Origin of the sequence: Symbioplanes lichenis, from assembly GCF_030709675.1 — a bacterium.
Lineage (GTDB): Bacteria > Actinomycetota > Actinomycetes > Mycobacteriales > Micromonosporaceae > Actinoplanes > Actinoplanes lichenis.
Map to the genome: position 1 here is coordinate 42,695 of NZ_JAUZQD010000018.1, position 13,594 is coordinate 56,288.

The 13,594-nt window shown below is 73.1% G+C and carries 12 protein-coding genes and 1 tRNA gene; 4 read left to right on the forward strand and 9 right to left on the reverse strand.

The features are described 5' to 3' along the window. Nucleotides 1-47: 47 nt before the first annotated feature. Both RAN62_RS34940 and RAN62_RS34945 read left to right on the forward strand, forming a co-directional pair. Nucleotides 48-983, forward strand: coding sequence for an SURF1 family cytochrome oxidase biogenesis protein (locus RAN62_RS34940; RefSeq protein WP_305789124.1), 936 nt, complete (start codon nt 48-50; stop codon nt 981-983). A 39-nt stretch (nt 984-1,022) separates the two neighbouring features. Then, nucleotides 1,023-1,466 carry a hypothetical protein gene (locus RAN62_RS34945; protein WP_305789125.1) on the forward strand — a complete coding sequence of 148 codons (444 nt, stop codon included), beginning with the start codon at nt 1,023-1,025 and terminating at the stop codon, nt 1,464-1,466. Between the two features lie 4 nt (nt 1,467-1,470). Here RAN62_RS34945 and RAN62_RS34950 read toward each other — a convergent pair whose 3' ends face one another. The 9 genes from RAN62_RS34950 to RAN62_RS34990 all read right to left on the reverse strand — a co-directional run bounded on the left by RAN62_RS34950 (nt 1,471) and on the right by RAN62_RS34990 (nt 12,155). Beyond that, complete coding sequence (locus tag RAN62_RS34950) at nt 1,471-3,036, reverse strand: ATP-dependent DNA ligase (RefSeq protein WP_305789126.1); 1,566 nt, start codon at nt 3,034-3,036, stop codon at nt 1,471-1,473. 264 nt (nt 3,037-3,300) lie between these two features. Beyond that, nucleotides 3,301-3,507 carry a hypothetical protein gene (locus RAN62_RS34955; protein ID WP_305789127.1) on the reverse strand — a complete coding sequence of 69 codons (207 nt, stop codon included), beginning with the start codon at nt 3,505-3,507 and terminating at the stop codon, nt 3,301-3,303. A 53-nt stretch (nt 3,508-3,560) separates the two neighbouring features. Beyond that, nucleotides 3,561-5,138: an FAD-dependent monooxygenase gene (locus tag RAN62_RS34960; RefSeq protein WP_305789128.1), complete on the reverse strand. Its 1,578-nt coding sequence runs from the start codon at nt 5,136-5,138 to the stop codon at nt 3,561-3,563. A gap of 1 nt (nt 5,139) precedes the next feature. Continuing rightward, entirely contained in the window at nt 5,140-6,489 is a 1,350-nt protein-coding gene (locus RAN62_RS34965) for a dipeptidase (RefSeq protein ID WP_305789129.1), read from the reverse strand. Between the two features lie 60 nt (nt 6,490-6,549). Then, nucleotides 6,550-7,602: a M48 family metallopeptidase gene (locus RAN62_RS34970; RefSeq protein WP_305789130.1), complete on the reverse strand. Its 1,053-nt coding sequence runs from the start codon at nt 7,600-7,602 to the stop codon at nt 6,550-6,552. Between the two features lie 23 nt (nt 7,603-7,625). Beyond that, nucleotides 7,626-8,246, reverse strand: coding sequence for a uridine kinase family protein (locus RAN62_RS34975; RefSeq protein WP_305789131.1), 621 nt, complete (start codon nt 8,244-8,246; stop codon nt 7,626-7,628). Then, a complete protein-coding gene (locus RAN62_RS34980) occupies nt 8,230-9,777 on the reverse strand; it encodes a cobyric acid synthase (RefSeq protein WP_305789132.1) in 1,548 nt (515 codons plus the stop codon). The genes RAN62_RS34975 and RAN62_RS34980 overlap by 17 nt, the downstream gene beginning before the upstream one ends. Continuing rightward, nucleotides 9,774-10,760, reverse strand: a complete 987-nt coding sequence (locus RAN62_RS34985) for a cobalamin biosynthesis protein (protein WP_305789133.1) — start codon at nt 10,758-10,760, stop codon at nt 9,774-9,776. The genes RAN62_RS34980 and RAN62_RS34985 overlap by 4 nt, the downstream gene beginning before the upstream one ends. A 588-nt stretch (nt 10,761-11,348) precedes the next feature. After that, nucleotides 11,349-12,155 carry a single-stranded DNA-binding protein gene (locus RAN62_RS34990; protein WP_305789134.1) on the reverse strand — a complete coding sequence of 269 codons (807 nt, stop codon included), beginning with the start codon at nt 12,153-12,155 and terminating at the stop codon, nt 11,349-11,351. A gap of 182 nt (nt 12,156-12,337) precedes the next feature. On the opposite strand from RAN62_RS34990, the gene RAN62_RS34995 reads away from it, so the two are divergent. Both RAN62_RS34995 and RAN62_RS35000 read left to right on the forward strand, forming a co-directional pair. Continuing rightward, complete coding sequence (locus RAN62_RS34995) at nt 12,338-13,426, forward strand: alpha/beta hydrolase (protein WP_305789135.1); 1,089 nt, start codon at nt 12,338-12,340, stop codon at nt 13,424-13,426. A 48-nt stretch (nt 13,427-13,474) separates the two neighbouring features. Next, nucleotides 13,475-13,547: transfer RNA gene (locus RAN62_RS35000), tRNA-Arg, on the forward strand. Nucleotides 13,548-13,594: the final 47 nt, after the last annotated feature.

A 13,594-nucleotide genomic window follows, 5' to 3' on the forward strand; every position in this document is an offset into this window, starting at 1 on the left:
ACCCGCCGGGCGCGGGGGGCCGTCGGCAGCAGGGGTAGCCTCGGTGCGTGTACCGGTTCCTGCTGACCCCGCGCTGGCTGGGCGCCCTGGCGCTGACCGTGGCCGCCTCGGTGGTCATGGTGTTCCTCGGCAACTGGCAGCTCCATCGGTACCACGAGCGCAGCGAGATCAACGATCGGATCGACGCCGCGGACTCGAGCCCGGCCGTGCCGATGACGTCGGTGCTGGCCAAGCCGGCCGCGCCGGGGCAGGCGGGCGCGTCCCCGGGCAAGTCCCGGGCCTGGACGAAGATCACGGTCACCGGGCGTTACGACCCCGCGCACGAGGTGCAGGCCCGCGGCCGCACGGTCGACGGCAACGTCGGCTTCGAGATCCTCACCCCGCTCGTCCTCGCTGACGGCACGGCGGTCCTCGTCGACCGCGGCTGGGTCCCGCCCGCGAGCGGCGACGCGCTGTCCGGGCCGCTCTCCAAGCCCGCCCCCACGGGCGAGGTCACCGTGGTCGGCCAGCTCCACCTCACCGAGAGCCGCCCGTCCGACGTGATCGAGCGCGACGGCCGGCTCGACACGCGCCGGGTCTCCCTCCCGCGGCTCGCCGCGAAGATCCCCTATCCCCTGTACGGGGCCTATGTCCTGCAGAGTGAGCCGGCGCAGGGCTTCTCGGCGATCCCGATCGACCACGAGGACTCCTGGCAGAACGGCGGCTACGCCGTGCAATGGTGGCTGTTCGCGGTGCTGGCCCTCGTCATGTACGGGTGGCAGGCCCGCAAGGAAGCCAACGGCGATGCTCCGAAGAACCGGATCGACCGGGTGGCCGCGGCCGATGACAAGCTGGCGGCCTCGTCCTCCTCGTCGCCGTCCTCTCCCTCTCCCGGCGCTCCTGCCGGTTCTTCTGCTGGCACTTCTGCCGGTGCTTCCGCCGGTTCTTCTGCCGGTGGGGATGATGCCGGGCCGGTCGTTCCCGCGGCGCGGCGTGCGGAGTGACCCTTTTCCTGCGTTCCTGAGCCCGGTTAGGGTTTTCCGGTGACGTACCCCGTAGTTCCGCCGCCGCCGGACGACCCCTGGGGTGTGCCGACGACGCCCGTGCCCGTCCCGCACCAGCCGCCGCCCGCCCCCGGCCCGGTCATCGTCCAGATCGGTGACCTCGGCGTGACGTCGACCGTGGTCCACACCCCGGCCGGCGACATCCCGCTGGCCGGCTCCTCGTGGACGGTCAACGACTACTGGCACCACCAGTCCAAGATCCCGACGTGGGCGATCCTGGCGGCGATCTTCGGCTTCTGCGTGCTGACCGTCTTCAGCCTGCTCTTCCTGCTGGCCAAGACGACGGTCACCACGGGCACGGTCCAGATCACCGTGACGAACGGCACCCGTCAGTACGTCTCCCGCATCAGCATCACGGACCAGTCCCAGCTGACGGCCATCCACCAGCAGATCAACTACGTCCGCTCCCTCGCCGCCCTGTGAACGATCAAGCTTCGGGCTCGGCGGGGGCGTGGGCGCCCAGGGCACGTACGGTGTCGATCGTGTCCGCCTCGCCGGCGCGCTTGTCGTCGCGGTAGCGCAGCACCCGGGCGAAGCGCAACGCCACCCCGCCCGGATAGCGCGGCGACGTCTGCACCCCGTCGAACGCGATCTCGACGACCTGCTCCGGCCGCACGGTGACGACCCAACCGTTGTCGCCGACCGCCAGCCCGCGAAAGCGCTCGGTCTGCCAGCGCAGCAGCTCGTCGGTCAGCCCCTTGAACGTCTTGCCGAGCATCACGAACCCGCCCGTCTCCGGATCGCGCGCGCCCAGGTGCAGGTTGGACAGCCACCCCTTGCGGCGGCCGTGGCCCCACTCGACGGCGAGCACCACGAGGTCGAGGGTGTGCCGGGGCTTGACCTTGACCCAGGCGGAGCCGCGGCGGCCGACGTCGTACGGCGCCTCCTGGGCCTTGATGACGACGCCCTCCTGGCCGGCGGCGATCGCCTCCGCGAAGGCTGCCGCGGCCTCCTCCTCGGTCGTCACCGTGCGGCGGCCGACGATCAAGTCGCCGGGCAGGGTCTCGGCGAGCGCCGACCAGCGCACCCGGCCGGGCTCGTCGAGCAGGTCGGCGCCGTCGACATGCAGCAGATCGAAGAAGTAAGGCACCAACGGCGGCGCGTCGCCCCCGGTGCCCGCACCTCTCCGGCTTCCGGCCGGGCTGCGGGTCGCCGCCCGGCTGGACGTCTCCTGAAACGGCCGGGGCCGCCCGTCCGCCCCGAGCGCCATCGCCTCACCGTCGAGCACCACCTCGGACACCGGCAGCGCCCGCGCCGCGGCGACCACCCCGGGCAGCCGGGCCGTGATCTCGTCGAGGCTGCGCGTGAACACGGCCACCTCGTCGCCGGACCGGTGCACCTGGATCCGGATGCCGTCGAGCTTCACGTCGACCGTGGCCGGCGCCCCGGTGCTGAGCAGCGCCGCCCCCACGTCGGGCGCGCTGGCCGCCAGCATCGGCGTGAGCGGCGTGCCCACGCGCAGACTGATCCCGGCGAGCGCCTCCGCCCCGCCCGCGAGCGCCGCCACGGCCACCTGCTTGAGGTCGCCCGACAACAGCAGCGCCCGCCGCACCGCCGTCGCCGGAACCTCGGCCGCCTTGGCCACCGCATCGGCCAGCAACCCGGCCTGCGCGCCCTGCCGCAGCTCACCCCCGAACAGCCCGACCAGCAGCCGCTGCTCGTCGGCTGTCGCCCGCCCGAACAGCTCCCCCACCAGCTCCCGCCGCCGCGCCTGCGACCCGGCCCCGGCGACCACCGAGATGTCGGCGATCCGCGCGTCCACCTCGCGCACGGTCAGGCCGGCCTCCGCCGCGGGCGCCGGCAGATCGCGAAGCCCGGCATAGCCGACCCCGGTCTGCCGCTGCCGCAGCTCCCCGGCCAGGTAGGCCGACCCGGCGGCCACCTCGTCGGGATCAAGCTGCCGGAGCGCAGCGGCCAGCAGCTCCACCTTGGCCTTCCGCCCAGGCACAGCACTCACGGCGGCCGAGGTGGCTGCCAGGTCGAGGAACAACACGCCCTCATCCTGGCAGCCCCCACCGACATTTTCCGGCCGCTCGAGACCCCTCCCCCGGACGGACCGGCGCGCGCAGGCTCGGGAAAGCCGCCGGTCCGGCGACGCGACAGCGTGCCCAGGCGGCTACGGCACCGGGCCCGGCGGTCCGGCGACGCGACAGCGTGCCCAGGCGGCCGCGGCACCGGGCCCGGCGGTCAGGCGGCAGCCGGGCCCGGCGATCCGTAAACCGCGCGCCCGGGTGTCAGGCGGCCGCGCGCTCGGCGGTCAAGCGGCCGCGGGCTCGGCGATCTGCAAGCCGCGCGCCCGCACGGCATCGGCCACCCGACTGAGCTGAGCGTCAAGCTCACACAGCGCCGCCGACAGATCAGCCAGACGGTCGGAGAGGGCGGAATCGTCCCACCCGGAGACGTCAACGTCCCCCAGAGCACTACCGGCGGCGCGCAGCGCCTCGATGGCCTCGTTCGAACTCATGTTCGAATCCTAACAGGATTGATCTCCGATCGGGCAACAGGCTCGCCGGGCAGTCACCCGCCCGAGCTCTCATCTCCCGGAGCCCCGTTTCCCGAGCCCGCGTTCCCCTGACCCACGTTTCCCAGGCCCGCGTGTCCCGAGCCCTCGTTTCTCGCGTTCCACCCCGCAGGCATCGCCCGCCCGAAGACGTCCGCCGCCTCCCCCGGCACAGCGGCAGCCGCCACGAACCCGTCCGGCCGGACCAGGTAGAGCGTCCCCGCCCGCAACGCAGTCTCCGGCGGCGCCGCGGGGAACACGTGCACGGGCAACCCCAGCTCGGGCAGCGGACCGCCGGCTTCTCCGTACTGATGGACCTGCCAGGCGCACGCACGCAGCGCCGCGAAGTTGTCCCCGGCGAAGGGCAGCCGCCGGCCGACCACCGCGTCACGCGGCGAGCCGGGCAGCATCGGATAGCGGATGCGCACCTGGGAGACGTATTGGAACATCCGCGACCCGCCCGCCGACCCGGGCGCCAGCCGCACGGCCAGCGGCGCGAGCACGGGCGCCGCCGTGCGCCGGACCAGCCGGGGCAGCCGCTTCTCGGAGGTGATCAGGCCGAACAACCGGTCGGTCGTCGCCACGAGCGTCCGGGCGACCGGCCGCCGCTCCGCCTCGTAGCGATTGAGCCAGCCGTCGGCGGCCCGGCCCTGGATCACGTCCGCCAGCTTGAACGCGAGGTTGTGTGCGTCCTGCAGTCCCGTGTTCATGCCCTGCCCGCCGACCGGCGAGTGGACGTGGGCGGCGTCTCCGGCCAGGAAGAACGGCCCGTCGCGGAACTTGGCGGCCACGCGATGGTGCACCTTGTACGTCGCGAACCACCGCGATCCCCCGTACGTGACCGCGAAGAGCCGCCGGATCCGCGAGCGCGCGTCCTCCTCGGCGACCTTGCCGTCCCCGTCGTCGTCACGCACGACGCCGATGAGCCGCCAGTTGCCGCGCCCGGCCATGGGGAAGCCGATCAGGAAGTCCTCGCCGGCCGGCCGCACGTTGATCGACCGGTCGACCATTCCGGCCACGCCGGTCGCGTCGATCACGAAGAACAGATGCGGGTTGGTCGTGCCCTCGAAGGCGATCTCCCGGGACCGGCGGACGATCGAGTTGGCCCCGTCGGCGCCGACGCAGAACCGCGCCCGCACCGCGCGCCCGCCGACCACCGCGGTGACGCCCTCCGCCGCGGGCTCGACCGACGTGATCTCCTCGCCCCAGCAGACCTCGCCGCCGAGGGCGCGCAGGTTGTCGTGGAGGATCTCCTCGTTGCGGCTCTGCTCCAGCACTTCGATGTACGGGTACGGCGTGACGCCCGCCCCGATCCGGCCGAGCGGAATCCGCCCGTAGACCCGGCTGCCGAAGCCCGGCGCCAGCCCGTCGGCCCTGTTCGCCGCCGCGAGCACCTGGCCGGCCAGGCCGAGCTGGTCGTAGACCTCGACGCTGCGCGCCTGCACGACCAGCGCCCGGGACTCCCGGGTGGGCCCGGCCTTGCCGTCGGCGACGACGACCCGGACCCCGAGCTTGACCAGCCAGTTCGCCAGCATCAGGCCCGTGGGCCCGGCGCCGGCCACCAGAACGTCGCAGTCGAGATCCGGGCGCGTCATGTCAGTCGCCCAGCTCGGCCACGTTGCGCAGCAGCAGGGCCTCGGCGAGGCACACCCGGGCGAACTCCCCGAGGTGCAGGCTCTCGTTGGGGCCGTGCGCGGCGGAATAGGGGTCCTCGACGCCGGTGACCAGGATCGCCGCCTGCGGGAACAGCTCCTGGAAGGTGGCGATGAACGGGATCGAGCCACCCACGCCCATGTCGACCGGGGCGGCGCCGTCCCAGGCGCTGGTGAAGGCCGCCCGCGCCGCGTCGTAGGCGGGACCGGTCGCGTCGATCACGCACGGCGCGCCGAGGCTCTCGAGGGTCACCTCGACCTTCGCACCCCAGGGCACGTACTTCTCGAGGTGGGCCTTGATCGCCGCGTAGGCCGAGGCGGGGTCGTCGCCGGGCGCCAGGCGCACGCTGATCTTCGCCTTGGCCTTGGGGATGAGCGCGTTGGGCGCCCCGCCGGTCGCCGGGGCGTCGATGCCGAGCACCGAGGCCGTGGGCTTGGTCCAGATCCGGTCGGTGATCCGGCCGGTGCCGATGAGCTTGACGCCGTCGAGGATGCCGGCCTCGTGACGGAAGCGCTCCTCCGCATAGTCCACCTCGGCGCCCTCACGGCCGACGAGCCCGTCGATGGCGACGTCGCCCTCCTCGTCGTGCAGGGTGGCGATCAGGCGGGACAGGACGGTGAGCGCGTCGGGGACGGCACCGCCGAACATGCCGCTGTGCACCGCGCTGCCCAGCGTGCTGACCTCGACGAAGCAGTTGACCAGGCCGCGCAGCGACGTGGTGAGCGCCGGCTGCCCGATGTCCCAGTTGCCCGAGTCGGCGATGACGATCACGTCGGAGCGCAGCAGCTCCCGGTGCTCGTTGATCAGCGCGTCGAGCGAGTCGGAGCCGAACTCCTCCTCGCCCTCGATGAAGAGCGTCACGCCGACGGGCAGGTCGTCGCCGAACGCCCGCAGCGCGGCGACGTGGGCCAGCACGCCCGCCTTGTCGTCCGCGGCACCGCGCCCGTAGAGCCGGCCGTCGCGCTCCACCGGCTCGAACGGCTCGCTCTCCCACAAGGCCGGGTCGCCGGCGGGCTGCACGTCGTGGTGCGCGTAGAGGAGCACGGTCGGCGCACCGGCCGGCGCCGGCTTGTGACCGATCACCGCGGGCTGGCCGCCGGCCCGCGCGATCTGAACCTCCAGGCCGCACCCGCGCAGCAGCTCCGCCACCGCCTCGGCGGACCGCTCGACCTGGGAGTGGTCGAAGCCGTCGAAGGCGATGCCGGGGATGCGGACGAGACGTTCGAGATCGGCGCGGACGCCGGGCAGCTCGCGCTGGATCGCAGCGCGCAGATCATCTTCGGTGAGGGCCATGAACCGATCCTAGGCCCCGGGCCGCCTCGGAAAAGGAGTCGCAAGCGCGCCTGTGGACAACTACTCCGCGTCGCGGTTCCGTCCACTTCCGGAGGCCCAGTCCCGGGCGCCGCGCGCCGCCGACCCGGCCAGGTCCGCCGCGCTCCCGCCGACCTTGCGCAGCAGCCCCACCAGCGGGTCCTGCGACTCGTTGAAGGTCTGCCGGTACGAGTCCGCGGCCGCCTTGACGTCGTCGGTGACCGAGGCGTCGCCGTCCGAGTCCCGCCGCGGATAGTCACCGCCCAGGATGCGCGCGTATTCGCCGGAGTCGACCCACTTGCGCAGTTCGGAGGCGCGCGCGACGGGCACGGGGTGAGTGCTCCACGCGGTCATCCCGAACTTGTGGATGCTGTCCCGCAGGTCGCCGCCGCTCTCGTACTCGGCGGCCTGCTCGAGGAACGCCGCGGTGTCGATCTGCGTGAGGTCGCCGCCGCCGGCCAGCTTCATCAGGAGCCGGGTCGACGCGGCCGGGTCCTGCCCCGCGAGCAGCCCCGCGCGGTCGGCGGAGAGCTCGGCCTTGCGCCACCACTCCAGCATCGCGGCGATGATCCCGCGCAGGGCGAGGGCCCCGATCGGCACCCAGCTGATGTTCGCGGCCCACCGGGTGAGGATCATCATGATCGTCTTGTAGAGCGCGTGCCCGCTGCGCACGTGCCCGATCTCGTGCCCGAGCAGCGCCCGCAGCTCCTCGTCGTCGAGCTTCTCGACCGCCGCCGTCGTGATCACGATGAACGGCTTGTCCAGCCCGATCGCCTGACCGTTGATCACGGGTGCCTGGGTGACGAAGAGGTCCGGCAGCTCGGCCACGTCGAGCGTCGCCGCCGCCTCGGCGAAGAGCTGATAGACCCGCGGGTACTGCCGGTGGTCGACGCGGATGCTGCCGGCCAGGTACTGCAGACGGAAGCCCCGCTCGTTCCACATGCCGAAGAACGCCTTCACCACGTCGTCGAAGCCACGCAGCTCCCGCAGGGCCGTCAGCGCACCGCGGTCGGCCGGGTGCTCCCAGGCCCGCGAGCTGATGCCGGTCAGGGTGACCCGTCGGCGCGCCGGGCGCGCCTGGTCGTCGGTCGTCATCGTCCGTCCCCGTTCCCGCTGCCTCACACAGCTGATCGTGGCTCTTCCGGCGGCACGGCCCGCAGCGTCGAGAAGCATTCCGCGGGACCCTCCGCCGCCCCGTCGACCAGCAGATCGACATGCGCGGCGGTGGCTTCCGCGGCGAAGTGCGCCTGCTCCGCGATGTGCCAGCGCTCAAGGTACTGCTGAAACGCAACATCGTGTCCGCCGTCGCGGGAAACGGCACGTGTCCGGCGCAGCTCCGCGGGCGCGTCGACGAACACGGAGAAGGACAATTCCGGCCGGATCACCCGGCGCGCGGACGTCGAGCCCTCCACCACCACGACAGCCGCCGGCGCGATTGTCACTGGCTTGCCGCCGAACGTCCCGCGGTGCCACAAATAGCGCTGGTACGTAGCCGGCCGCCCCTGCCGCAACGGAACGAGCACCTGTTCCTCGAGCCGTGCCCAGAAGGTGAACTGATCTCCCCAGCCGTCAAGCAGATCATCGGTGTGTACCACCGGGGCGTCCGCCGCCTGGGCCAGCCGCCGGGCGAACCACGTCTTGCCCGCCCCGCTCGGCCCGTCGACCGCCACGAGCCGGACGGGACCGAGCCGGGGCTCGGTGGCCCGGACACGCTCGGCGAGGTCAGCGAACCGGGGCACCAGGTGCTCCCGGCGGGACGAACGGCAACCCCGGCTGCGGCCCGTCCTCGATCAGGCGCCACAGGGCCTCGGTGTCCAGATGCTCCTCGACCAGGTCGCCGAGCGTGTCGAGCGCCCGTTCCCGTACGGCCGCGAAGCGCGTGTCCGGCGCCACCTCGAAACCGTTCCGGCCCGCCTGCTGGGCCGCCCGGGTCAGGAACCACCGCCGGAACTCGTCGGACTCGAACGCCCCGTGCCAGTGCGTGCCGTAGACCGCTCCGGAGACGGCGCCCTCCGGCGTGCCGTCCGCATAGTGCAGAAGCGGCTTCGGAGCCTCGCCCCGGGAGACGTACCCGTGATGGATCTCGTAGCCGCCGACCGGGACCCCCTCTGCGGCCGTGCCGTGCGGCCGGGCCAGGGTCTTGCGCGCGCCGAAGGTGATCTCCAGAGGCAGCAGCCCCAGCCCGGGCACCGTGCCCCGGCGGCTCTCGACGTCGTCGTGGATCGCGTCGGTCAGCATCTGATAGCCGCCGCAGATGCCGACGAGCGGCTTGCCGGCGGCGGCGTGCGCACTCACCGCGTCGGCCAGGCCCGTCTGCCGCAGCCAGGCCAGGTCGCTGACAGTCGCCTTGGAGCCCGGCAGGACGACCACGTCGGCGTCGGCGATCTCGGCGGGCTCGACGGTGAGTCGCACCTGCACGCCCGGCTCGGTCGCCAGCGCCTCGGCGTCGGTGGCGTTGGAGATGCGCGGCAGGCGGACGACGGCCACGCGCAGCCACGCGCTCCCGCGCGGCGTGCCCGGACGGCCCAGCATCCGCCCGTACGCGAGGGAGTCCTCCGCATCGAGCCAGATGTCCTGATCGAAGGGCAGCACGCCGAGCACCGGCCGCCCGGCAGCGGCCCTGATCATGTCCAGCCCGGGTCGCAACAGCCCGAGGTCGCCCCGGAACTTGTTGATGACGAACCCGCTCACCAGCGCCTGGTCCTCGGGGCTGAGCAGGGCGACCGTGCCGAACAGGGCCGCGAACACCCCGCCCCGGTCGATGTCACCGACGACGACGGCGGGCAGTCCGGCCTGCCGGGCCAGCCCCATGTTCACGAAGTCGCCGTCGCGCAGGTTGATCTCGGCGGGGCTGCCGGCGCCCTCGCAGATCACCACGTCGTACTCGGCGCGCAGCTCGGCCAGCGTCGCGAACGCGGTCTCCGCGAGCCGCGGCCGCAGCGACCGGTAATTGCCCGCCGTCACGGTGTCGATCGCCTCACCCAGCAGCACGACCTGGCTGGAGAGGTCGCTGCCGGGCTTGAGCAAGACCGGGTTGAACCGGATGTCGGGCGCGATCCCGCACGCCGCCGCCTGCATGGCCTGCGCCCGGCCGATCTCCCCGCCCCGCCCGTCGGCCCCGACGACCACCATCGAGTTGTTCGACATGTTCTGGGCTTTGAACGGCGCGACCTTGACCCCGCGCCGGTGCAGCCAGCGGCAGATCCCGGCGGTCAGCATGCTCTTCCCGGCGTCGGACGTGGTGCCCGCGACGAGCAGTCCCCCGCTCATGCGGCTCTCCTTCCGTTGCTGCTCCACCGCATCGCCCGGCCGAACGCCAGGCCCGCACCGATCACTGCGGCCGCCGCGCCGACCGCACCGGAGACACGCGCCGCCCGGCCCAGGTGCGCCGCCGACGGTCGCGGTCCGTCGCCCAGCAACGGCCTGACCTCCGTACGCCCGAAGTAGACGTTGCGCCCGCCGAGCCGCACGCCGAGCGCCCCCGCCATCGCCGACTCGCACTGGCCCGCGTTGGGACTGGGGTGATCGTTCCGGTCCCGGCGCCACACCCGGAGCGCCTCCCGGGGCGAGCCCCCGGCCACCGGCGCCGCCGCGATCGTGAGCAGACCGGTGAGCCGCGCGGGCAGCAGGTTGAGCACGTCGTCGAGCCGGGCCGCGGGCGTGCCGAACCGGGCGTACCGCTGCGACCGATGCCCGACCATCGCGTCGAGCGTATTCGCGGCCCGGTAGCCGAGCAGCCCCGGAAGCCCGGCGATCCCGCCCCAGAACAGCGGGGCCACGACGGCGTCGGACGTGTTCTCCGCCACTGACTCGACGGTCGCCCGGGCCAGCTCGGACTCGTCCAGCTGCGAGGGATCGCGCCCGCACAGGTGACTGAGCCGGCCCCGCGCCGCCGCCAGGTCGTCCCGCCCGAGGTGACCCGCCATCACTCGCGACTCGTGCCGCAGCGTCCGGCCACCCAGCACGGTCCAGGTCGCCGCGGCCACAAGAACACCGCGCGCGACCGGCCACCGCCGCGTGCCCGCCGCAAGCGCCACCCCGGCCGCCACCGGGACCCCGGCCGCCACCGCGGTGAAGAGAGCTCCGGAGCGTCGCCGCGGCTGATAGACCCGCTGCTCCAGCGCACCCGCCAGCCGCCCGAAACCCGCGACCGGGTGGAAGCGGCGTGGATCCCCCAGCAACGCGTCGAGCGCGTATCCCGCCGCGATGCCCGCGGCGTCGGCCACGGCACCCGGCCTTCCGATCTTTCCCATTGCACCCACCCTAGTGAGGTCGTCCCGGGCCGGCCGCCGGCCCGTGCGAGCCGGCGGCCGGCGGTTTTCGGCCCACCCCGGACCGGGCGCGTCGGTCCGGGGTGGGGTGCCCCCGCCGCCGACGGAAACGGCGGGGGCGCGGGCGGGCTGCGGTCATCGCCACCTGACCATGACGCCCGCCCGCGGGTCATGGGCCCGGGTGGTGCTGCGACACCCGGGACACCGCGACCCCCGGCGGCAGGAGACGGGGGAGGGCTCTCGCTGCCGCCTGGTCCAGGACCCGGCCGCCGTCCATCGCGGCGGACGACGGCCGGGCATGGCCACCCGCGCAGGCTCGTTCCGCGCGGCGCCGGCGATGCGGCCCACGGCTGATCCGCACGGCCGGCACGCGCGCTTCACGAGCACGCCGGGTGGCTATGCCGCCCCGCACGCGCCGGCGACTGGCGGCGTGCGGGACGGGCCGGCTCCGTGACACCCGATCGGGCACCACGGGCCGGCTACCCGCTCCGCTCCCCGAACGGGGCACCGCCGCACGGACGCCGCGGAGGATCAGCGCCGTGCGCGGGAAGCGGGAGCGGGATGCTCACCTCAGGCGGCCACCGGCTGGCGGCGGGGGCTGCGGGTGCGCGTCCGGCGCGGGCTGACCACCCTCACCACGTCGTCCGGCAGCGACTCGCCGACCGGTTCGGCGGGCGTCTGCTCGTCCGGCTTCTCCGACTCCTCCGCTTCCTCTGCTTCCTCCTCTTTCTCGGCGTCGTCCGACTTCTCGGCCTCCTCCGAGGCGTGACCGCCGGCGACGGCATCGCGGGTCAGGCGCGTGTCGAACGGCTCGAGGCCGCCACCGGCCAGGACCGGCAGCGCCTCCTCCGCCGGCTCGAGCTGCGGGAACGGCTCGGCGAAGGTCGGCACCTCCGACTCCGGGACGCCCTGGCCGTACGACGCCGGGGCCTCGTCGTCCGGGACCACGGTCGCGGACTCACCGCGTACCTTGTCGTCGGTCTCGGGAACGTCGGCCGTGACCAGGCCGAGGTGCTTGTTGCGGTAGAACTTGGCCCGGCCCCGGGAGAGATCGTGGCCGACCGCGTGGGCATCCATCTCGTACGTCGTGCGGCGCTGGCCGTCGGCGTCGGTCCAGTCCCGCGTGGCCAGGCGCCCGCTGACCATGATCGGATCGCCGACCTTCACCGAGGCCGCCACCCCCTCCGCGAGCCGGCGCCAGCAGGTGACCCGGATGCGGAACTGGCTGCCGTCGGTCCAGTTGCCGTTCTCGCGGTCGTAGCGCCGGGAGGTGGAGGCCACCCGGAAGTTGGCCACGAGGGTCTGGGAATTGGTCGTGCGGCGCCATTCCGGGGCGGTCAGCACATTGCCGATCACGACGATGGTGGTATCGAACATCGCTTCTCCTGAGTCGTCGGATGCCGGACGAGAGCCGGTCGTACGTCGTGGGGAGGAGACTGCCGCGCCGGGCGAGCCGGTGCCCGGGGCCCTGTGGACAGGCGAGCGATGTGGGAAACGCCGGGGGCGCTCAGCTCGATGTGCTACCGGCGGAGATCGCTACGCGCGGGTAACCTGGCGGTGTGGAGACGGACGTCCTCGGCCCGCCGTACGAGCGGCACACGATCGACCTGGGCACCGACGACGAAGGCCCCGTGGTGGCGACACTGGTCCGGCGCCGGGCCGGCACTCCGGCGCGGCGGGCGGTGCTGCACGTGCACGGCTGGAACGACTACTTCTTCCAGACCCACCTGGCCGACTTCTTCGTCGAGCGCGGCTGGGACTTCTACGCGCTCGACCTGCGCAAATACGGCCGCAGCCTGCTGCCCCACCAGACGCCGAACTTCACCCGCAGCATCACGGAGTATTTCCCGGAGCTCGACGAGGCCGCCCGCATCATCCGCGAGGACGACGGCCATGACCAGCTGCTCCTGGCCGGCCACTCCACAGGCGGCCTGATCACCTCGCTGTGGGCGCACAGCCGCGGGCCCCGCAACCTCATCGACGGCCTGTTCCTCAACAGCCCGTTCTTCGACTTCAACGTGCCGTGGGTGCTGCGCCGGCCGCTGCTCAACCTCATCGGGCGCACCAGCGGCAAGAGCCCCTACCAGATCCTGCCGATGAACTCGGCCGGCCTCTACGGCCAGAGCCTGCACACCGAGCATCGCGGCGAATGGACCTACGACCTGGCGTGGAAGCCGGTCGAGGGTTTCCCCGTACGCACCGGCTGGCTGGAGGCCATCCGCCGGGGCCAGGCCCGCCTCCGCGCCGGCCTGTCCATCAACGCGCCGATCCTGGTCGCCTGCTCGACCCGCACCTTCCGCGGCCGAGCCTGGGCCGAGGACGTGCGAGCCTCCGACGCCGTCCTCGACGTCGACCACATCGTCCGCTGGGCGCCCGGCCTCGGCCCGCGCGTCACCATCGCCCGCTTCGACGGCGGCATGCACGACCTCACGCTCTCCGGCAAGAAGGTCCGCACGGAGCTCTTCCGCGAACTCGGCCGCTGGGTCGACGCCTTCGTCCCCCCGCCGGGCACCCCCGACGAAAAGGTCCCGCCCGCCCCGGAAGACACGCCGGAAGCCCCCTCCATCGCGGCAGCCGAAGCGGGCATCACCAGCGCGAATGCGACCCCGGCCCCCGCGACCGACAAAACGGACACCCCGACGGCCTGACATCCGGCTCGCCACGAGGCCGACGGGACTCTAGTATGTGCTGGCCAGGCGCTCGTAGCTCAGTGGATAGAGCAACGGACTTCTAATCCGTCGGTCGTTGGTTCGAATCCAACCGGGCGCGCTTTCCATTCCCCCAGGTCAAGCCCGATGCTTACGGTTGGGCCGAAT

Excerpts from the sequence above, each read along its gene's own strand:
- RAN62_RS34955 (WP_305789127.1), bottom strand. The coding sequence starts at position 3,507 with ATGAGTTCGAACGAGGCCATCGAGGCGCTGCGCGCCGCCGGTAGTGCT.
- RAN62_RS34960 (WP_305789128.1), bottom strand. The coding sequence starts at position 5,138 with ATGACGCGCCCGGATCTCGACTGCGACGTTCTGGTGGCCGGCGCCGGG.
- RAN62_RS34965 (WP_305789129.1), bottom strand. The coding sequence starts at position 6,489 with ATGGCCCTCACCGAAGATGATCTGCGCGCTGCGATCCAGCGCGAGCTG.
- RAN62_RS34970 (WP_305789130.1), bottom strand. The coding sequence starts at position 7,602 with ATGACGACCGACGACCAGGCGCGCCCGGCGCGCCGACGGGTCACCCTG.
- RAN62_RS34980 (WP_305789132.1), bottom strand. The coding sequence starts at position 9,777 with ATGAGCGGGGGACTGCTCGTCGCGGGCACCACGTCCGACGCCGGGAAG.
- RAN62_RS34985 (WP_305789133.1), bottom strand. The coding sequence starts at position 10,760 with ATGGGAAAGATCGGAAGGCCGGGTGCCGTGGCCGACGCCGCGGGCATC.
- RAN62_RS34990 (WP_305789134.1), bottom strand. The coding sequence starts at position 12,155 with ATGTTCGATACCACCATCGTCGTGATCGGCAATGTGCTGACCGCCCCG.